Source organism: Streptoverticillium reticulum (assembly GCF_047456005.1).
In the GTDB taxonomy this organism is placed as follows: domain Bacteria; phylum Actinomycetota; class Actinomycetes; order Streptomycetales; family Streptomycetaceae; genus Streptomyces; species Streptomyces reticulum.
In genome coordinates this window covers 3190904-3210280 of record NZ_CP179755.1, presented here as the reverse complement: position 1 = coordinate 3210280, position 19377 = coordinate 3190904, and the positions used below count along the sequence as shown (strand labels likewise).

Below are 19377 nucleotides of genomic sequence, written 5' to 3'. Positions count from 1 at the left end.
CTCTACATCACGGCGGTGGCCGCCCTCCTCTTCCTGGCCCTGGCCTTCTTCGCCGTGGGCCAGGCCGGCGCCGCCAGGAACGGGGCCCGCACGGCGGCCGACGCGGCGGCGCTGGCGGCCGCGCAGGACTACCGCGACCAGCTGCGCACGGGCCTGCTGACGGCGCTCGCCGCGGGCGCGGACGGGCAGGACTGGCTGGCCGGGCGCGGCGCCGACGGCGCCCGTGCCTGCGCGGCGGCAGCCTCGTACGCCGCCGCGAACGGCGCCCGCCGGGCCGTCGCCTGCGAGGAGGGCGACCGGCCGGGCTCGTTCACGGTCGCCGTCGTGTCGGCCGCGTCCGTGGGCCGGTCGGTGGTGCCGGGCACCGAGCACTTCCACGCGAAGGCCACGGCGACGGCCGTCGTGGCACCGCGCTGCGCGGCGGGCCCCGCGGCCGGGCAACTGACCTGTGACGGAAGGGTGCTCGACGTCGACCCCCGGCAGCAGCGCCCCGGCACCGTCGTGAAGGCCGCGGACCTCTTCACCGTCCACCTCGCGAAGTGACCGACGACCAGCAAAGGAACGTATTCATGCAGAGGTTCCGCAGATGCAGGGCGCGGGCGACGCTGTCGGCGGCCTTGCTGATATCCCTGGCGGCGCTGACCGGCTGCGGGAGCGACGGCGGAAAGGGGGACGCGTCCCCGGCCGCGGCGTCCTCCGCCCGGCCGGTGTCGGGGCCCGCGAGCGGGAACAGGTCCGCGTCGGACGCGCCGTCGGAGTCGATCGGCGAGATCAAGGGCCCCGACGGGGTGGTGGTGTCGCTCACGTCCGCGACCCGGGACAAGGGCGGCTTCGTCACCGTCAACGGGGCGGTGATCAACCGGGGTTCGAAGCCGTACACCCCGCTGACCTGGCGGTCCAAGGAGACGGCGATGAAGTCCCAGTCGTCGGTCTCGGGCGCCTCGCTCATCGACGAGGCGGGCCGCAAGCGCTACCTCGTGCTGCGGGACACCGACGGCGAGTGCCTGTGCACCACGGGCCTGGTCAACATCCGCCCCGGCGAGAGCCGCCCGGTCTTCGCGCAGTTCCCCGCGCCCCCCGACTCCGTCACGGAGGTCGACTTCCAGCTGCCGGCCATGCCGTCCGTCCACATCAAGCTCTCGGGGTGAGCGCACCGTGCCGACACCACTGCGGGTCCGCTGCGGCACCGTCGTTGCCGCGCTCCTCCTCGGTACGGCGGCCGTCTCCTCCGCACACGCCGACACCGGCCCCGGCAGCCCCGCCGACACCACCCCTCCCGTGAAGACCGACCCGGGCGCGCGCGGCCTCAAGCTCCGCCCGGGGGCGAAGCTGGCGCCCGGGCGCGTCCTGGACATCAAGTCCGTGGTGGAGACGAACGGCGGCACCGAGCGCCGCGAGGACACCAACGCGGACGTGACCTTCGCCGTCCAGGCCGAGGTCCTCTTCGGCAAGGACAGCTCGGGCCTGGGAGGCGCGGCGGACGCCCGCATCAAGTCCATCGCCGACGAGGCGCGCCGCCAGCACGCCACCACCATCCGCATCTTCGGTTTCACGGACAACCTGGGCTCCCCCGAACACGGGGTGGACCTCTCCAAGGAACGGGCCCTGTCGGTCCAGCGCCAACTCGCCGACCAGCTGGGCTCGTCGGCGGTGAGCTACCAGATCCGCGGCTACGGGGAGGACTACCCGATAGCGGACAACGCGACGGAGGAGGGCCGCAGAAAGAACCGCAGGGTGGAGATCAGTTTTCCGAGGGGCACTCCGGCCCCGTAAGGGGCGCTGGGAACCGCGCGACCAGCCATAGACGCTCCGCAGCCGTAGAACAACGCTCGAATCCGCCCCCACCCCGGTAGGGGAACCGGCAGGATAGGACCCGTCCGGTGCGAGGGAGGCGCAAGATGAGGGGCGGGTTGGCCGGGCTGGCCGTCATGGGCGCACTGGCGGCACCGCCAGGCGGCCAGCTCCCCGCATACACGATGGCACCGGACGCCCAGACGGTCCGCGGAGCGGCCACGGCGGACGACGCCCCCCAACTCAAGCCGGGCACCGGCACGTACACGGACAGCATCGCCCCCGGCGAGAAGAAGTACTACGCGGTGACGCTGGACAAGGAGTCCAGCGCCTACGTCTCGGCGGTGGCCGCGCCACGCCCCGGCGCGGCGCTCGGCCTGCGCGACGGCATCGCGGTCTCGCTGCAGACCGCGGACGGCACCCCGTGCGGCACGCCGCGGCACCGCACGTTCCTGTCGGAGGGCGGCCCCTATCCGCTCGCTGACACGGCGGAGCGCGTGGTGAAGGCGGGCGGGCCGTGCCGGGCGGCGGGCACGTACCGGTTCGTGCTGGAGCGCGGGGACGCCGCGGGCGGCGACCCGGCGCCGGTGCCGGTCGAGCTGGCGTACATGACCGCGGAACCGGTGGACGGGCCCACGGCGCAGGGCGGTCGGCCGTCGGGGCCGGCGCACCCGATGCCGGAGGGCGAGGCGCGGAAGGTGACGGGCGGCACGGGGTTCAACGACGCCGCCGAGGTGCGCGACGGTGTGTGGACGGATGCGCTCCGCCCCGGCGAGACCCGCTTCTACCGGGTGTCGGTCGACGAGGGCGAACAGCTCTTCGCGGACGCGGAGTTCGGGGGCGTGGGCGGCAGGACCGCCTACGCGGTCAGCGGGGTGCGCCTCGGGCTGAACAACGGTGTCCGCGGCCATGTGCTGAACAGGACCGGGGGCTACAAGGGCACGCCGACGGAGCTCTCCCTGGCCGCGGCCCCGACCACCCTGCCGGGCTGGCAGTTCCTCCAGGTCAGCGTCAACCCGAGGGCGGGGCAGGGGGAGGCCGTCCCGGTGACGCTGCGGGTGGACGTGTCCGGCGCGCCCAGGCCGTCGGGCTCCGCCGGGCAGGGGCACGGCGGGGTCGGCGGAACGGCGCTGGCGGCACGGGCCCGGCCGCGCAACGAGTCACTGAGGATGGTGGGTTACGCGGGGATCGGCACGGGGACGGCCCTGCTCCTGGGCCTGGGGCTCTGGACCCTGCTGGCCCGGCGCCGGGGCTAGGGCTGCGCCCCGTAAGGGGCGCGGGGAACTGCGCGACAAGCCACCGACGGCCTGCAGCCGACGCACTGCCCCAGGGGTCCGGGGCGAAGCCCCTGGGGGCACCTCCTGGGGGTACCCCCAGCGGTAGCTGGGGGAGGTAGCTGGGGGAACCTCGACTGCGGGAGCGTCGTGGTTGCTCGCGCAGTTCCCCGCGCCCCTTACGGGGCGCCGTGGTGGGCGCGAATCCGTAAACGCACCCCCGGCCGCACCCCCCACCGGGCCATCGCCCCCGCCTCGGCCTCCAGCACGTGGCGCGCCCGGAGCCGCGGTGCGCCGAGCCGCCCCGGGGGCATCCGGCGCACGTCGAGCACGGTGAACTCCCGGTCCAGGTAGGCGACATCGAGGGCGAAGCGCATGCCGAAGGTGTGGACGCTCCCGGCCGGGGTGAGCAGCAGTGCGCCGTCGATCCCGGTCCGGCCCAGCAGCCCGCGCGTCCGGGCCCGCCAGGACGCCGCGATCTCCAGCGGGATCCCGGACGCCCCTTCTGTCACGTCGAGTTGGGGCTCGGCAGTCATGCGCCCAGGTTATCCACGTTATCCACAGGCCCGGGCGAAGATTGCTCACACGCCGTAATCTCGTTGCATGGAGGCGGTGTTGATCGTTCTCGCGGTGCTGTACGGGGCGGTGGCCGGTGCGCTGCTGCCGCGCGCGCGGTACCGGCTGAGCGTGGATCCCGGTGCGGAATGGCGGTCGTGGGGGCCGTGCGGGCATCCGGTCGGCGGGTGGGCCGGGCGGGCGCGGTGCGGGGTGTGCGCCGAGGGGTACGGGGTGCCGGTGGCCGTCCCGGCGGTGGTCACGGCGCTGGTGTGCGCGGGGCTGGCCGTGGGCACGGGTGCGCGGCCGGAGCTGGCGGTGTGGCTGGCGGCGGCGCCGGTGGGGGTGCTGCTCGCGGGGGTCGACCGGTCGGTGCACCGGCTGCCGGACGTGCTGACGCTGCCGCTGGCCGCGGGCCTGGCCGCGGGGCTGGGCCTCGTCGCCCTGATACCGGGGGCGGCCGGGTCGTGGCGCGGTGCGCTGCTCGGCGGGGCGGTGCTGGGCGGCGGGTACGGCGCGCTCTTCCTGCTGCACCCCGCGGGTCTGGGCTTCGGGGACGTGAAGCTGGCGGCGGCCCTCGGCTGTGCCCTGGGCTGGTACGGCTGGCCGGCCGTCGTCCTCGGTGCCCTCGCCGGGCTGCTGTCGGGCTCGCTCTACGGCTCGGCGCTGCTCGTGACGCGCCGGGCGGGCCGCGGTGCGGCGATCCCGTTCGGGCCGTTCCTGCTCGCGGGCGCCTGGGCGGGGGTGATCGCGGGAGGTTCGGGAGCGGTGTGAGGCGGAGCGGGGCGATCAGGTGCGGGGCATCCGGTGATCGGAAATTGCCCAGAGGGGATCACTCTGCGTGTCCGTCCCGGGGCGACGCGTTGCGCGGAGTCTCGCGAATGGCGGCGACGCGTCAATCCGCCGAAAACTTTCGAAGACATTCCGGAAAGTTTCGGCGACGGTTCTCCGGATCAGACCGCTTGACCTGTTATACGGTGTATGCCCTGCGCTGGCTGGCCTTATGCGTTCCGAAGCCGCTTTGTCGACAGGCCTGTTCAAGATCAACTAAGTGGCTTCGGGTCAGCTCGCCACACGCCGTCACCCTCATCGGTGCACAAACAGAGGCCCGGGAAAGGTTATGGTGGAAACCCCCCCTCGGGCCGGTCCGTATCCCCCCCACGGACCGGCCCGTTTTCTTTCCCTCGTGTCACTCTCTGTAGGGAAGAGCGCGACCTTGGGCGACGATCGCCCGTTACGGAGCTCTTTCCGGAATCGGCGGATCCGGAAAACGATCCGTATTCCTCCGCGGCTTCACCCGCGGCGCGCCCAGATATTGATGCCTTCCGTGCTGACGGCCAGCGCCTCGATCTCCGCCAGCTCCTCCTTGGTCAGCTCCGGCGCACCGACCGCGGCGACATTGGCCTCCAGCTGGGCCACGCTGGACGCGCCCATCAGCGCGGAGGTCATGCGCTCGTCCCGCAGCACCCAGCCGAGGGCGAGCTGGGCGAGGGACTGGCCGCGCCGCTGCGCGATGTCGTTCAGGCCGCGCAGCCGCCGTACGACGTCCTCGGTGAGCAGCCCCGCGTCCAGCGAGGTGCCCCGGGAGGCGCGCGAGCCCTCCGGGACGCCGTGCAGGTACTTGTCCGTGAGCAGGCCCTGGGCGAGCGGGGCGAAGGCGATGCACCCCATGCCCTCCTCCTCCAGGGCGTCCAGCAGGGCGTCCTCCTCCGTCCAGCGGTTGATCATGGAGTAGGACGGCTGGTGGATGAGGGCCGGTACGCCCATCTCGCGCAGCAGCCGGGCCGCTTCGCGCGTCTGCTCCGCGTTGTAGGACGAGACGCCCGCGTACAGCGCCTTGCCCTGGTGCACGGCGGACGCCAGGGCGCCCATCGTCTCCTCCAGCGGCGTCTGCGGGTCGAATCGGTGCGAATAGAAGATGTCGACGTAGTCGACACCCATCCGGCGCAGGGATGCGTCGAGTGACGACAGCAGGTACTTCCGCGAGCCCCACTCGCCGTACGGGCCGGGGTGCATCAGATACCCGGCCTTGGTGGAGAGGACCAGCTCGTCGCGGTAGGGCCGGAAGTCCTGGGCGAACAGCTTGCCGAAGTTCAGTTCGGCGGAACCGGGCGGCGGGCCGTAGTTGTTGGCCAGATCGAAATGGGTGACCCCGAGGTCGAAGGCCCGGCGGAGAATGGCCCGCTGCGAGTCGAGGGTGCGGTCGTCGCCGAAGTTGTGCCACAGTCCCAGAGAGACGGTCGGCAGTTTGAGGCCGCTGCGGCCCGTACGCCGGTACTCCATGGCGTCGTAGCGCGTCTCGGCAGCTCGGTACAGCAAGGGATCGGTCATGGCCATCTGCCTATCACGGTCCTGTGACGGGCCGAGTTGGGTGCACGCGACACGCTGGCAGTAGGGTGGCGCCTTCGGGGCGACCGCCGAGCATGGAGGGGCTGGAAGACGTGAAGTTGCGCGACCTGGTGTACAGGCTTTACGCACGCCGGGTGGAGGGCCGCCTCGACCACGCCCAGGTGCCCAAGCACATCGGCGTCATCCTCGACGGCAACCGTCGCTGGGCGCGCGCCGACGGCCGCACGACGATGCAGGGCCACCAGGCCGGCGCCGACAAGATCTCCGAGCTGCTCGGCTGGTGCGCCGAGACGGACGTCGAGGTCGTCACCCTCTGGATGCTGTCCACGGACAACCTGGACCGGCCCGCGGAGGAGCTCAACCCGCTGCTCACGATCATCGAGAACACGGTGCGCGGCCTGGCGGCCGACGGCCGCTGGCGCGTGCACCACGTGGGCACCCTCGATCTGCTGCCGGCCCGGACCCAGTCCGTCCTGAAAGAGGCCCAGCAGGACACGATCGGCGTCGACGGAATAGTGGTCAACGTGGCCGTCGGCTACGGCGGCCGGCAGGAGATCGCCGACGCGGTGCGCTCGCTGATCCTGGAAGCCGCGGAGAAGGGCAGCTCTTTCGAGGAGCTGGCCGAGACGGTCGACGTCGAGCACATCACCAAGCACCTCTACACGCGCGGCCAGCCCGACCCGGACCTCATCATCCGCACCAGCGGCGAACAGCGTCTGTCCGGTTTCATGCTCTGGCAGAGCGCGCACTCCGAGTACTACTTCTGCGAAGTCTTCTGGCCTGCCTTCCGAAAGGTCGACTTCCTGCGCGCACTTCGCGACTATGCGGCGCGACACCGGCGTTACGGGTTCTGAGCGCCCCGAAAGCGCAAGTAACCACAAACGACCCGCACGTAGGCACAGGTGACCAGTGGGCTACGGCCCCTGACGGACCAACCGTTCACCTGTGAGTCGCATATGCCGTTGCATGGTCTCCCGGCACAGCGGGAATATCCCCTCCAGGCCGACGGCCGGTCATAGAGCCGTCGCTCTGCCAGCGGGCGGCATGGGGCCGCCCGCCCGGGAGGCCTTTTTGCACCAGACGACGACCGTGCGCAGCAGGATGCGGATCCGGCGAAGCCGAGTGGATCCCGCGGGCCCATGGGGCCGCCGCACGGTCGGCGCGGAGGGCCGGCGTCCGGCTCCCCGCACGGCAGGCTCCCGGACCGCTCCCCGCGACACCGTCGCGCCCCGACCTCTTCCGAGGGGGTTCGTCCACCCGTGGTGACCAGCAAGAAGCGCCGTGAGAACGACCGGCGCACCTATGTCCTCGACACCAGCGTCCTGCTGGCCGACCCAGGAGCCATGTGCCGCTTCGAGGAGCACGAGGTCGTGCTTCCCGTCGTGGTGGTCACGGAGTTGGAGGCCAAGAGGCATCACCCCGAGCTGGGCTACTTCGCCCGCAAGGCGCTGCGCCTGCTCGACGAGTACCGCGTGCAGTTCGGCCGGCTCGACGCGCCGATCCCGATCGGCGAGCTGGGCGGGACGCTGCGGGTCGAGCTCAACCACTCGGACACGGGCATACTGCCGGCCGGATTCCGCCTCGGCGACAACGACTCGCGCATCCTCGCGGTCGCCCGGAACCTCCAGGCCGAGGGCTACGACGTCACCGTCGTCTCGAAGGACCTCCCGCTGCGCATCAAGGCGTCCGCGGTGGGGCTGCTGGCCGAGGAGTACCGGGCGGAGTGGGCCGTCACGGACTCGGGCTGGACGGGCATGGCGGAGCTGGCCGTCACGGCCGGGCAGGTCGACGAACTCTTCGCCGAGGAGCGGGTGTACGTTCCCGAGGCCGCCGAACTGCCCGTGCACACCGGTCTGGTGCTGCAGTCCGAGCGGGGCAAGGCGCTGGGCCGGGTCACGGCGGACGGTTCGGTGCGGCTGGTGCGCGGTGACCGGGAGGCCTTCGGGATCCACGGCCGCAGCGCCGAACAGCGCATCGCGCTGGACCTGCTGCTGGACCAGGAGATCGGCATCGTCTCGATGGGCGGCCGGGCCGGCACGGGCAAGTCGGCGCTGGCGCTGTGCGCCGGGCTGGAGGCCGTCCTGGAGCGGCGGCAGCACCGCAAGGTGATGGTCTTCCGGCCGCTGTACGCGGTGGGCGGCCAGGAGCTGGGTTATCTGCCGGGCAGCGAGGCGGAGAAGATGAGCCCGTGGGCCCAGGCGGTCTTCGACACCCTGTCGGCGGTGACCACCGCCGAGGTGATCGAGGAGGTGGTCGGGCGCGGCATGCTGGAGGTGCTGCCGCTCACCCACATCCGCGGACGTTCGCTGCACGATGCGTTTGTCATCGTGGACGAGGCGCAATCGCTCGAACGGAACGTTCTTCTGACCGTTTTGTCGAGGATCGGGGCCAACTCCCGTGTGGTGCTGACCCATGACGTGGCGCAGCGCGACAACCTCCGCGTCGGGCGCTACGACGGCGTGGTCGCCGTAGTGGAGCGGCTGAAGGGCCACCCCCTCTTCTCCCATGTGACGCTGACGCGTTCGGAGCGTTCGCCGATTGCGGCACTGGTGACCGAAATGCTGGAGGACGGCCGCATCTAGGCCGGTTCGCCTGAGAAGGGCTCAACCTCCGCTGTGCACAGTGCGCGGCAAAGCCGAGAAGCTTAGCCGCGCGCTGTTGCCGGGTGCCGAACTTTCCGCAAAACCCCAGGAGTAAACAGGGTGTGAGCTTTCCCACGTACCCGTGAATTGCCTACGGGCGTGTCGTTCGGGCAGAGTCTCAGTCCTGTCAGGCCCCGCATACGGCACTTGAGCCCCTCAGGGGGCGGTGTGTAACACAAACTGAACAGCGTCGCCGTATGCCGCCCGAGCATCATGCGGACCTCCTTCGCGGGAGGGCCCACCGGGTCCGTGCCTCCAGTGACCAGCCGGCTCCTGCTTCTTGGGGGCCGCGCCTGACGGAGGCCAGCGCCAGGGGCACGATTGCGCCCGCGAGGTCACCGATGCGGGTGCTGCTGGAAGGAAACCGTGTGAGCCGGATTTCGGTCCGGGGATTCGCCGTGGCATCCGCCACCGCGGTCACCACCGTTGGCGCCGTCGTGGGCGTCGCAGCGGGCAACGATCAGGGCGCGACGACCGACCGGGTCGAGGCCACCGCAGCCGACACGACGCTCCTCGCGGAAATCCCCGTCGGACAGAACGTCCAGGCGCAGACCGCTTCCCTGACGCAGCAGGCCGACACCCAGGCCGACGCCGCCGACACCGCAGCGAAGAAGGACGTCGAGGAGGCCGCGCGCAAGCAGGCCGCCGAGGACGCCACCGCGAAGAAGCAGGCGGCCGACGACGCGGCGAAGAAGGAGGCCGAGGAGAAGGCCGCCAAGGAGCGCGAGAAGGACCAGGTCGCCAGCCGCTCCGCGGCGCGTGACGCCTCGGACTTCGCGGTCAAGGGCTCGTACTCCGTCTCCGACGTCCAGGCGATCGCCCGGCAGATGGTCCCCGGTGACCAGTTCCAGTGCTTCAGCAACATCGTGAACGAAGAGAGCACCTGGAACTACACGGCCGTCAACTCCTCCTCCGGCGCCTACGGTCTGGTCCAGGCGCTGCCCGGCTCCAAGATGTCGTCCGCCGGCGACGACTGGCGCACCAACCCGGCCACCCAGATCAAGTGGGGCCTCAGCTACATGAACGAGCGCTACGGCAGCCCCTGCTCCGCGTGGACGTTCCACCAGGCCAACGGCTGGTACTAGGCCACGGCCCGCCTTATATCTCCACTTTCCAGGCCCTCGACCTCAACCAGGTCGGGGGCCTGTGGTGTCTTCAACGACGGATCGTTTCGGCCGCGGAGCGGTGGCCCGGGTAACGTCGGGGCGGATGGCCACGGGGGAGTGGGGTAGAGGAAGAGAAATGTCCAGATTGCCACAGTGGGTCGGCGGCTTGGGAGCGGGCCTGACGCGGCTCGCCGAGAAACTCGACGAGCGCAAGGCCGCCGTTGCCGAGCCGTCGCCCGCACCTGCCCCGGCCGCGGACCCTGCCGCGGCCCCCGAACCGGCCGTCGCGACGCCGGAGCCGGCCGCCGGACCGACCGCCGGACCGGCCGCCGAGCAGGCCGCCGACCACGTGCCCCCGCCGCCCAGTTATGCGCCGGCCGTGCCGTCGCGGCCGGACCCGGTGGCCGCGGTGCCGTGGGGCGTACGCGTCGCCGCCGAGGCCAGCTGGCGGCTGCTGCTCCTGGCGGGCACGCTGTGGGTGCTGATGCAGGTGATCAGCGCGGTCCAGCTGGTGGTGCTGGCCTTCGTCGTGGGCCTGCTGATCACGGCGCTGCTGCAGCCCACCGTCGCCTGGCTCAAGGCGCACGGCGTGCCGCGCGGCCTCGCCACGGCGATGACCTTCATCTCCGGCTTCATCGTGATGGGCCTGGTCGGTTGGTTCGTGGTGTGGCAGGTGACGGACCACCTGGACGACCTGACCACACAGGTCCAGCACGGCATCAAGGAACTCAAGCGCTGGCTGCTGAACAGCCCGTTCCACGTCACCCAGACGCAGATCAACAACATCGCCGACAACCTCAGCCAGGCGATCGGCACCAACACCAAGGACATCACCTCGGCGGGCATAGAGGGCGTCCAGGTCGTCATCGAGGTGCTGACCGGCATCCTGCTGGCCATGTTCAGCACGCTGTTCCTGCTCTACGACGGCCGGCGCATCTGGGAGTGGCTGCTGAAGCTGGTGCCGAGCGCCGCCCGCGAGGGCGTCGCGGGCGCCGGCCCGCGGGCGTGGGCCACGCTGACCGCGTACGTGCGGGGCACGGTGATAGTGGCCCTGATCGACGCGATCTTCATCGGCATGGGGCTGTTCTTCCTCGACGTGCCGATGGCGGTGCCGCTGGCCGTCTTCATCTTCCTGTTCGCCTTCATCCCGCTCGTCGGCGCGCTGGCCTCCGGTGCGCTGGCGGTGATCGTGGCGCTGGTGACCAAGGACGTCTTCACGGCGGCGATGGTGCTGGCGGTCGTCCTCGCGGTGATGCAGATCGAGAGCCACGTGCTGCAGCCGTTCATCCTCGGCCGCGCGGTGCGCGTCCACCCGCTGGCGGTGATCCTCTCCGTCGCCTGCGGCTCGATGATCGCCGGCATCGGCGGCGCGGTCGTGGCGGTCCCGCTGGTGGCGGTGATCAACTCGGTGGTGGGCTACCTGCGCGAATACGCGAAGGCGTCGGCGGAGCCGGCGGCGCCGGAGCCGGGGGCGGGACGAGTCCCGGGTCCGCGCTGACGCGCAGCGCCCCGTAAGGGGCGCGGGGAACTGCGCGACCAGCCACCGACGGCCTGCAGCCGACGCACTGCCTCGGGTCCGGGGCGAAGCCCCGGGTACTTCGTCTGCGGGCGCGTCGTGGCTGATCGCGCAGTTCCCCGCGCCCCTCGCGGGGCGCATTCGCAACGCAAAAAGGCCCCGCCGACGAATCGGCGGGGCCTTTTTGCGTCAAAGCCTCACGCAGTGAGAACGGCTTCGGCGTCCAGCGTGGCACCAACGGCCTGCAGGACAGAGGCGATCTTGAACGCCTCCTGGATCGTCTCGCGAGAGACCCCGGCCTTGCGCAGCACCTGCTCGTGGGAGTCGAGGCACATGCCGCAGCCGTTGATCGCGGAGACGGCCAGCGACCACAGCTCGAAGTCGACCTTCTCCACGCCCGGGTTGCCGATGACGTTCATCCGCAGACCGGCGCGCAGGTTGCCGTACTCCGGGTCCGACAGCAGGTGCCGGGTGCGGTAGTAGACGTTGTTCATCGCCATGATCGCGGCAGCGGCCTTGGCGGCGGTGTACGCCTCCGGCGACAGGTTCTCCTTGGCCTGCGGCTCCAGCTCGCGCAGCACGATCGGCGAACGGGTCGCGATCGCGCAGGCGAGGACGGTGCCCCACAGCTGCTGCTGCGGAAGGTCGGAGTTGCCGATGACCGAGCCGAGGTTCAGCTTCAGGTCCTTGGCGTAGTCCGGAACGGCGGACTTCAGCTCGTCGAGCGCCATGGCGGTCAGCCCGCGAGCAGGGCGGCGGCGTCGAGGGTCTCCTCGCCCTTGCTCCAGTTGCAGGGGCACAGCTCGTCCGTCTGCAGCGCGTCGAGGACCCGCAGGACCTCCTTGGGGTTACGGCCGACGGAACCGGCGGTCACCATGACGAACTGGATCTCGTTGTTGGGGTCCACGACGAAGACCGCGCGCTGGGCGTAGCCGTCCTCACCCTCGACGCCGCAGGCCTGCATCAGCTCGTGCTTGGCGTCGGCCAGCATCGGGAAGGGCAGGTCGCGCAGGTCCTTGTGGTCCTTGCGCCAGGCGTGGTGGACGAACTCGGAGTCGCCGGAGACACCGAGGATCTGGGCGTCACGGTCGGCGAACTCGTCGTTCAGCTGGCCGAACGCGGCGATCTCGGTCGGGCAGACGAAGGTGAAGTCCTTCGGCCAGAAGAAGACGACCTTCCACTTGCCCTCGTGGGACTTGTGGTCGATCTGCTCGAACTCCTTGCCGCTCTCGAGCGAGACACAGGCGGTCAGGTCGAACTCGGGGAACTTGTCACCGACAGTGAGCACGGGCTCTCCTTGCAGCGGAGGAAACCCCTGGTGGAGAAGTTTCCTGCGGGTTGCGGGTTGGACGGCTCCCACAGTGCCACAGGAGGCATTGATAGCGGAAATAGCTAGACTGGGTCGTGTTGATCGGAGGTGGTTATCAGTGGTGGTGGACATAGGTGCCGGGCAGGCGAAGGTCGCTCCGGCGCGCCCCCGGCAGCCGAGCCTTGCGCAGCTGCGGGCGTTCGTCGCGGTTGCCGAGCACCTGCACTTCCGCGATGCGGCGACGGCGATCGGCATGAGCCAGCCGGCGCTCTCGGGGGCGGTCTCGGCGCTGGAGGAATCCCTGGGGATTCAGCTTCTCGAGCGTACGACGAGGAAGGTGCTGCTCAGTCCCGCGGGTGAGCGGCTGGCGGCGCGGGCGCGCACGGTCCTCGACGCGGTGGGCTCCTTCCTGGAGGAGGCGGACGCGGCGCGGGCGCCCTTCACGGGCGTGCTGCGGCTCGGGGTGATCCCGACGGTGGCGCCGTACCTGCTGCCGACGGTGCTGCGGCTGGTGCACGACCGCTACCCGGACCTCGACCTCCAGGTCCACGAGGAGCAGACGGCGTCACTGCTGGACGGCCTGACACAGGGCCGGCTGGACCTGCTGCTGCTCGCGGTCCCGCTGGGGGCGCCGGGCGTCACCGAACTCCCCCTCTTCGACGAGGACTTCGTGCTCGTCATGCCGAACGACCACTGGCTGGCCGGGCGCGAGGACATTCCGCGCAGCGCCCTGCGGGAGCTGGACCTGCTGCTCCTGGACGAGGGGCACTGCCTGCGCGACCAGGCGCTCGACGTGTGCCGGGAGGCGGGCCGGACGGAGGGCGCGCTGGCCACGACCAGCGCGGCCGGGCTGTCGACACTGGTGCAGCTGGTGGGCGGGGGCCTCGGGACGACGCTGCTGCCGCGGACGGCGCTCCGCGTGGAGACGGGACGCAACGACCAGCTCGCCACGGGCTGCTTCGCCGATCCGGCACCGTCGCGGCGGATTGCGCTGGCGATGCGGTCGGGGGCTGCGCGGCAGGCGGAGTTCGAGGAGTTCGCGGATGCGTTGCGGGAGGCGATGGGAAAGTTGCCGGTGCGGGTCCTGAACGGCTGAGCGTCAGCTGTCGGGGTTGGCGGGCTTGAGCTGGAGGAGTTTGTCCACGGAAAGTTCGACCTCGGCCCCGATGGAGGCGGGGAGGGTGAAGGTGGTCCCCGGTGCGTGGACGGCGTGTTCGTATGCGCCGTTGCGCGGGTCGGTCAGGACATGTACGCGCTGGTGGTGGCGGTCCACGATGACGTATACGGGGATGCCCGCTTCGGCGTACAGCGCGACCTTGGTCCGCAGGTCCGTTCTGTAGTTGGAAGAGGTGACCTCGAGAACCATGCGGAAGACGGCCGGGTCGTAGCTGTTGTACTTGATCAGGTGGTCTTCGACGTCCGCGTCGACAACGGAGATGTCGGGGATTGCGAAGTCCTCTTCGCCCGTGGGGAGCCAGAGGCCGATGGCCTGGAGCACATTGGACTCTTCGCCGTCCAGCCCAGCAGCAATGAGAGGCGCCATGACTTTGGTCAGTGCCTTCGCGTGGGCTGCGTCTGCAGGTGGGGCCACGGTGATCTCTCCCCCGAGGATCTCGACACGGTAGCCGGGGAGCTTCTCGGAGATCTCCTCGGCGGCTTCGAGGAGCGAACGCTCTTCCTCGAAGTGGTAGTAGTTGCGCTCTACTGCTGCGGCGGACATGGAGTGCCTCCTGGCGTCCGGTGTCGAGAACATCATCGTAGGCCGGACAGCCCGCCCCCGCCCCGCGCGCACACGTTCACCCATACGAGGGTTCGGCCCGGCTCCGCCCCCGGAGCCGGGCCGAACAACAGTCACTCCGACCGCAAGCCGTCCGCCCGCATCATGCGCCACAGCGGCACCAGCCCCAGCACCGTCACCGCCAGGATCACCGCCGCCCCCGTGCCGGCCACCGGTGCGAAGGACCACCAGTCCTGGACGCTCTTGTGCAGCAGGCGCAGCATGGCCCAGCCCATGCCGAGGCCGCCGCCCACCGCCAGAGCCATGCCGAGCACCACCGGCACGGCCGTCTGCCACAGCACCGACCAGCCCAGCGTCGAGCGTCGCGTGCCGAACGCGACGAGCACCGACAACAGCCGCTTGCGCTCGCGCAGTTGCTCGGCCGTTGTCACGGCCATGCTGGCCGCGATCAGGGCGAGCGTCGCCACTGCGCCGATGAGCAGGCCCTTCTCGACCGTTGCGTAGTGGTTGTCCTTCACCACGCCGCCCATGCGCCACACCCGCATCGACGGGTCGATGTGGGCCGCCGTGTTCCGGAACTCCTCGATCGCGTCCAGGTCGCCCTTCTTCACCTGCGCCACGAACGTCGTCGTCGCGTCCGGGATCTTCGCGACGTCGATGGCCGAGGGCGTGGCCAGGATGCCGAAGGGGTGGTCGCCGGCCGGGTCCGGCCGCGTCGTCACGACACGGGCCGAGGCGGGGACCGTCCAGTCGTACTGGCGCGCCTTCTGCCCGGACGGGGCGCTGTACTCCTTCGTCGTCAGCCGGGTGCCGGGCGCGAAGCGGTGCTCCGTGTCGACGTCGCCGCCCGGCTCCTGGGCCACGAAGACGTCGCCGTCGCGACAGGAGTCGATGTGCGCCATCCGCTGCAGCGTGGCGCAGTCCCCGACGCGGATCGTGGTGACCGCGTCGGCGTCGCCCGGCTTGTCGGCGTAGCGCTCCACGTAACCGTTCACCGCCTCCACGCCCTTGGTGGCGCGGAACCGCTCGGTCCAGGCGCTGGTCTCCTCGGCGGTTCCGGGGCGGTACGAGGCCCGTACCTGGAAGTGGCTCGGATCGTGACCGTCGGACTTCAGGTAGTCGTTCTGCACTCCGGCGAAGAGCATCTGCACCGCGATCGCCCCGGCCACGGCCACCGTGATGCCGCTGACCGCGCGCGCCGCCGGGCCGCTGTTGAACTGCAGTCGCCGGGCCGCCAGTTGCCAGGGCAGCGGGCCGCCGCGGAAGCGGGACACGCAGATCTCCACCGCCCAGGGCAGCAGCGTCGTCACACCGATCAGCAGCAGGACCGCACCGGCGGCGATCTGGTACGTGTCGAGCGGTACCGAGTGCATCGCATAGCCGGGGGCCTTGCGGAAGAGCGGCACGAGCAGTGCGACGCCCGCTGCGGGGATCAGCAGCCGCCACCACAGCCGGCGGCGCCGGGCGACCGTGTTGCGCACGATGCCCAGCGGCTCGATGGCGATGCGGCGCAGCGCGAACAGCGTCACGATCACGGCGCACACGGGCACGGCCACGGCGATCGTCGCCGCGATCCAGGGCTCGGGGACGATGTCGGAGGGGAAGACGCTGCTGTCCCGGATCGTGAGGTACGTCGCGAACTCCCGCAGGAACAGGAAGAGTCCGGCACCGACCGACAGTCCGAACAGCGCACCGCCCAGTGCCTCGCCCGCCGCGACGCGCCGGGTCATCCGCGCGTCGGCGCCCACGAGCCGCAGCGCGGCGAGCCGTTGATCGCGCCGTTCGCCGCCGAAGCGTACGGCGGTGGTGATGAAGATAGCGATCGGCATCAGCAGCACGACGCACACGACGATCACGAGCAGGACGATTGCGGCGTCCAGCGGGATGTCCGGTTCCTCGTAGCCGTAACCGTCGACGCGGATGGTCCCGTGGCCCGGCGCCAGCTTGTCGCTGCCCGCGTAGTAGAAGAGCTCGCTGGGGCCGACGAGTCCCGAGGGGGCGATGGTGCCGACGGTCCGGTAGCCCTCGAACCGCTCGCGCAGCAGCTTTCCGCCGTCGGAGCGCAACAGCTCGTCGAGCGCGGGGGAGACCACCATCTCGCCGGGCCGGGGCATGGCCTGCACGCCCGGAGGGGCGGGGGCCTCGGGCCCGTCGGCCTGCAGCACTGCGCCCTGGACGGGCTTGTCGTGGTAGTCGGTGTCCGCGGTCTTGTACAGGAACGTGCCGCTGCCGGGCTTGAGTTCGTGCGCCGGCCGCTTGTCGAAGAACATCTCGGGGCTGTCGACCGCGCGGGCGGCGCTGCGCTGGTGGCGCTCGGACATCATGTGCGGCACGGACGCGGCGATCATCAGCAGGGCCACGCCGAGCCCCACGCCGACCGCGGTCAGCGCGGTGCGCAGCCAGGCCTCGCGGCCGCCGGTGACGGCGAACCGGATGCCCATGGCCAGGTCGCGGACCCAGGCCGCCACGCCGGTGGGGCCTGCCGTGATCTTGGTCGTTCCGGGCTCAGGCGGCGTCATACATCCCTGCCATGTCGCGCGCGGTGCCGTCGCGGACGACGACCTCGCGGTCGGAGTACGCGGCCACGCGTGCCTCGTGGGTGACGAGGACGACGGCGGCGCGGGTCTCGCGGGCGGAGTCGGTGAGCAGCTGCATGACGCGCTCGCCGTTGAGGGAGTCGAGCGCGCCCGTGGGCTCGTCGGCGAAGACGACGCGGGGCTCGCCGACCAGCGCACGGGCGACCGCGACGCGCTGGCCCTGGCCGCCGGAGACCTGGCCGGGGCGGTGGTGGCGCACGTCTGCGACCTCCAGACGCTCCAGCCACCGCAGGGCGCGGGCCTCGGCGTCCTTGCGCTTGTGGCCGGTCAGGCGCAGCGGCAGGGCGGCGTTCTCCAGGCAGGTCAGCTCGGGGACGAGCTGGCCGAACTGGAAGACGAAGCCGAACTCGCGGCGGCGCAGGGCGCTGCGCTCGCCGTCGGACATGGCGGCCAGGTCGCGCCCGTCGTAGTGGACGGTGCCCGCGTCGGGGCGCACGATGCCGGCCAGGCAGTGCAGGAGGGTGGACTTGCCGGAGCCGGAGGGGCCCATGACGGCGACGACCTCGCCGGCGTGGATGGAGAAGTCCGCACCGTCCAGGGCGGTGGTGGGTCCGTAGGCCTTGCGCAGGCCGGCGGCGGATATCAGGGAGCCGTCGGGGGTCATGCGCGCACCGCCTTCGCGAGCTGGTCGAGACGGGCGGCGGTCAGTTCCAGCCATCGCAGGTCGGCTTCGAGGTGGAAGAGCGCGTGGTCGCAGATGAGCTGGTCGGCCAGGTCGCCGTCGCGCTTGCGCTGGGTGAGGTCGCGCATCAGGCGCAGGTGCTCCGAGCGCTGGGCGTCCAGCAGGTCGCCGGCGTCGCGTCCGGTGAGCAGGGCGAGGACGACCTTGGTGTAGAGGGTCGACTGGAGGTAGGGCTCGGGCTTCTCCGGCTGCGCCAGCCACTGGGCGACGTCGGTGATACCGGCGTCGGTGATCGCGTAGCGCTTGCGGTCCGGGCCCCCGCCGTGCTCGATGCCGTCGACCTCGACGAGACCGTTCTTCAGCAGCCGGGACATGGTCGCGTAGACCTGCCCGTAGTGCAGCGGCCGGTCGTGGCCGAAGTGCTCGTCGAAGGTCCGCTTGAGGTCGTAACCGTGCCGCGGACCGGACTCCAGGAGGGCGAGGAGGGTGTGACCTATGGACATGTGGGACACAGTACATGGTGTGTATACATGGGATGTATAGCGCCCGAAGGGGCGCGGGGCTGTTTCGATTTGCGGCTCCGCCGCGTGGGCGCGAGCAACCAAAGACGGCCCGCAGCTAGGCACCGTCGGCAGACTTCGGCGGCCGCCCCCGTTTGCGCATCGCACCGACTTCCTTGGGGAGCCGCCCGGCGTCGGCCAAGGCCTTCCGCAACAGGAACTCGATCTGCGCATTCGTGCTGCGCAACTCCTCGCCCGCCCACCGGGCCAACGCGTCATGCACCGACGGGTCGAGCCGCAGCAGCACCTGCTTGCGCTGCCGCGGCTTCCCGGATCCGGCTGCCGAGTCCTCCGTCACTGGTAGAGCGTGCCGGTGTTGAGGACGGGCTGTGCGGCCCGGTCGCCGCACAGCACCACCATCAGGTTGCTGACCATGGCCGCCTTCCGCTCCTCGTCCAGCTCGACGATGCCCTGCTCGCTGATCCGGGCCAGCGCCTGCTCGACCATGCCGACCGCGCCCTCCACGATCTGCTGGCGGGCGGCGACGATCGCGCCCGCCTGCTGGCGCTGGAGCATCGCCGAGGCGATCTCGGGGGCGTAGGCGAGGTGCGTGAAGCGGGACTCGATGATGTGGACGCCGGCGGCCTCGACGCGGGCGTGCAGCTCGATCGCGAGCTTCTCGGTGATTTCCTCGGCGTTGCCGCGCAGCGAGAGCGCGTCCTCCTCGTGCGCGTCATAGGGGTACTCGATGGCGATGTGCCGCACGGCGGCCTCGGTCTGGACGGCGACGAACTCCTGGAAGTCGTCCACCGCGAACACGGCCTGCGCGGTGTCCTCGACCTGCCAGACGACGACCGCCGCGAGCTCGATCGGGTTGCCGTAGGCGTCGTTCACCTTCAGTACGGCCGTCTCGTGGTTGCGCACCCGGGTGGAGATCTTCGAGCGGCTGGTGAACGGGTTCACCCAGCGCAGGCCCTCGGTGCGGATGGTGCCCCGGTAGCGGCCGAAGAGCTGGACGACGCGGGCCTCGCCCGGGGCGACGGTGTTCAGCCCGGACATCGCGATGATCGAGGCCAGGCCGACGACGATGCCGCAGACGATGAGCGCGGCCGCGGCCCCCTTGTTCCCGTCGGCGCCGAAGCCCGCGCCGACGATGACGCCGCCCACGCCGACGAGCAGCCCCACCAGCCCCAGCAGCAGGGCGAGACCGCCCCCGATGTCCCGGGCCGGAACTTCCTTGATGTCGATCTTTGCCGTGGCGTCCGACATGGACGTACCCCCGCTTCGTCGGCGTGCGGTGGTCGGCCGCACGCTCTCTCGGTGTCTAGCAAAGTGATAACACATTAAGGCCCTGTACGGTTTGCCGCTAGTACGCCGT

The 19377-nt window shown here is 70.9% G+C and carries 20 protein-coding genes and 1 pseudogene; 10 read left to right on the top strand and 11 right to left on the bottom strand.

Annotated elements, in window-relative coordinates:
• The first annotated feature begins 15 nt into the window (after nt 1–15).
• The 4 genes from ACMATS_RS14330 (at nt 16) to ACMATS_RS14315 (ending at nt 3047) form a co-directional block, all read left to right on the top strand.
• Nucleotides 16–543, top strand: coding sequence for a hypothetical protein (locus ACMATS_RS14330; protein WP_391152429.1), 528 nt, complete (start codon nt 16–18; stop codon nt 541–543).
• Between the two features lie 26 nt (nt 544–569).
• Nucleotides 570–1148: a hypothetical protein gene (locus tag ACMATS_RS14325; protein ID WP_391152430.1), complete on the top strand. Its 579-nt coding sequence runs from the start codon at nt 570–572 to the stop codon at nt 1146–1148.
• A gap of 7 nt (nt 1149–1155) precedes the next feature.
• On the top strand, nt 1156–1773 hold the full coding sequence (locus ACMATS_RS14320; protein WP_414168095.1) for an OmpA family protein: 618 nt from the start codon (nt 1156–1158) through the stop codon (nt 1771–1773).
• A gap of 125 nt (nt 1774–1898) precedes the next feature.
• On the top strand, nt 1899–3047 hold the full coding sequence (locus ACMATS_RS14315; protein ID WP_390776284.1) for a hypothetical protein: 1149 nt from the start codon (nt 1899–1901) through the stop codon (nt 3045–3047).
• Nucleotides 3048–3244: 197 nt separating this feature from the next.
• Here the strand turns inward: ACMATS_RS14315 and ACMATS_RS14310 are convergent, their stop codons facing one another.
• On the bottom strand, nt 3245–3601 hold the full coding sequence (locus tag ACMATS_RS14310; RefSeq protein ID WP_390776285.1) for a DUF192 domain-containing protein: 357 nt from the start codon (nt 3599–3601) through the stop codon (nt 3245–3247).
• Nucleotides 3602–3668: 67 nt separating this feature from the next.
• Here ACMATS_RS14310 and ACMATS_RS14305 point away from each other — a divergent pair, with 67 nt between their 5' ends.
• Nucleotides 3669–4394 carry a prepilin peptidase gene (locus ACMATS_RS14305; protein WP_390776286.1) on the top strand — a complete coding sequence of 242 codons (726 nt, stop codon included), beginning with the start codon at nt 3669–3671 and terminating at the stop codon, nt 4392–4394.
• 519 nt (nt 4395–4913) lie between these two features.
• On the opposite strand, the gene mgrA is transcribed toward ACMATS_RS14305, so the two are convergent.
• Entirely contained in the window at nt 4914–5951 is a 1038-nt protein-coding gene (mgrA, locus tag ACMATS_RS14300) for an L-glyceraldehyde 3-phosphate reductase (RefSeq protein WP_414168094.1), read from the bottom strand.
• Between the two features lie 110 nt (nt 5952–6061).
• Between mgrA and ACMATS_RS14295 the strand changes: the two genes are divergently transcribed.
• The 4 genes from ACMATS_RS14295 (at nt 6062) to ACMATS_RS14280 (ending at nt 11215) form a co-directional block, all read left to right on the top strand.
• A complete protein-coding gene (locus ACMATS_RS14295) occupies nt 6062–6823 on the top strand; it encodes an isoprenyl transferase (protein ID WP_390776288.1) in 762 nt (253 codons plus the stop codon).
• Nucleotides 6824–7228: 405 nt separating this feature from the next.
• Entirely contained in the window at nt 7229–8551 is a 1323-nt protein-coding gene (locus tag ACMATS_RS14290; protein WP_390776289.1) for a PhoH family protein, read from the top strand.
• Between the two features lie 428 nt (nt 8552–8979).
• Entirely contained in the window at nt 8980–9696 is a 717-nt protein-coding gene (locus ACMATS_RS14285; protein ID WP_390776290.1) for a transglycosylase SLT domain-containing protein, read from the top strand.
• Nucleotides 9697–9853: 157 nt separating this feature from the next.
• On the top strand, nt 9854–11215 hold the full coding sequence (locus ACMATS_RS14280; protein WP_414168093.1) for an AI-2E family transporter: 1362 nt from the start codon (nt 9854–9856) through the stop codon (nt 11213–11215).
• A gap of 215 nt (nt 11216–11430) precedes the next feature.
• On the opposite strand, the gene ACMATS_RS14275 is transcribed toward ACMATS_RS14280, so the two are convergent.
• Nucleotides 11431–11964 (bottom strand): alkyl hydroperoxide reductase, encoded by a 534-nt coding sequence (locus ACMATS_RS14275; RefSeq protein ID WP_336415431.1) that lies wholly within the window; start codon nt 11962–11964, stop codon nt 11431–11433.
• A gap of 5 nt (nt 11965–11969) precedes the next feature.
• On the bottom strand, nt 11970–12521 hold the full coding sequence (locus tag ACMATS_RS14270; protein ID WP_336415432.1) for a peroxiredoxin: 552 nt from the start codon (nt 12519–12521) through the stop codon (nt 11970–11972).
• Nucleotides 12522–12663: 142 nt separating this feature from the next.
• Here ACMATS_RS14270 and ACMATS_RS14265 point away from each other — a divergent pair, with 142 nt between their 5' ends.
• On the top strand, nt 12664–13638 hold the full coding sequence (locus ACMATS_RS14265; RefSeq protein ID WP_414168092.1) for a LysR substrate-binding domain-containing protein: 975 nt from the start codon (nt 12664–12666) through the stop codon (nt 13636–13638).
• Between the two features lie 3 nt (nt 13639–13641).
• Here ACMATS_RS14265 and ACMATS_RS14260 read toward each other — a convergent pair whose 3' ends face one another.
• The 7 genes and pseudogenes from ACMATS_RS14260 to ACMATS_RS14230 form a co-directional block, all read right to left on the bottom strand.
• Nucleotides 13642–14262, bottom strand: a complete 621-nt coding sequence (locus tag ACMATS_RS14260) for a Uma2 family endonuclease (RefSeq protein WP_414168091.1) — start codon at nt 14260–14262, stop codon at nt 13642–13644.
• A 131-nt stretch (nt 14263–14393) separates the two neighbouring features.
• Entirely contained in the window at nt 14394–14810 is a 417-nt protein-coding gene (locus tag ACMATS_RS14255) for an FtsX-like permease family protein (protein ID WP_414170722.1), read from the bottom strand.
• A gap of 981 nt (nt 14811–15791) precedes the next feature.
• Nucleotides 15792–16376, bottom strand: a pseudogene (locus tag ACMATS_RS14250) (FtsX-like permease family protein); the annotation flags it as partial.
• 409 nt (nt 16377–16785) lie between these two features.
• On the bottom strand, nt 16786–17481 hold the full coding sequence (locus ACMATS_RS14245; protein WP_390776295.1) for an ABC transporter ATP-binding protein: 696 nt from the start codon (nt 17479–17481) through the stop codon (nt 16786–16788).
• Complete coding sequence (locus tag ACMATS_RS14240; RefSeq protein ID WP_171079933.1) at nt 17478–18002, bottom strand: PadR family transcriptional regulator; 525 nt, start codon at nt 18000–18002, stop codon at nt 17478–17480. Before ACMATS_RS14240 ends, ACMATS_RS14245 begins: the two co-directional genes overlap by 4 nt.
• Nucleotides 18003–18117: 115 nt before the next feature.
• A complete protein-coding gene (locus ACMATS_RS14235) occupies nt 18118–18357 on the bottom strand; it encodes a hypothetical protein (protein ID WP_414168090.1) in 240 nt (79 codons plus the stop codon).
• Nucleotides 18354–19268, bottom strand: coding sequence for an SPFH domain-containing protein (locus ACMATS_RS14230; protein ID WP_414168089.1), 915 nt, complete (start codon nt 19266–19268; stop codon nt 18354–18356). Before ACMATS_RS14230 ends, ACMATS_RS14235 begins: the two co-directional genes overlap by 4 nt.
• Nucleotides 19269–19377 lie beyond the last annotated feature (109 nt).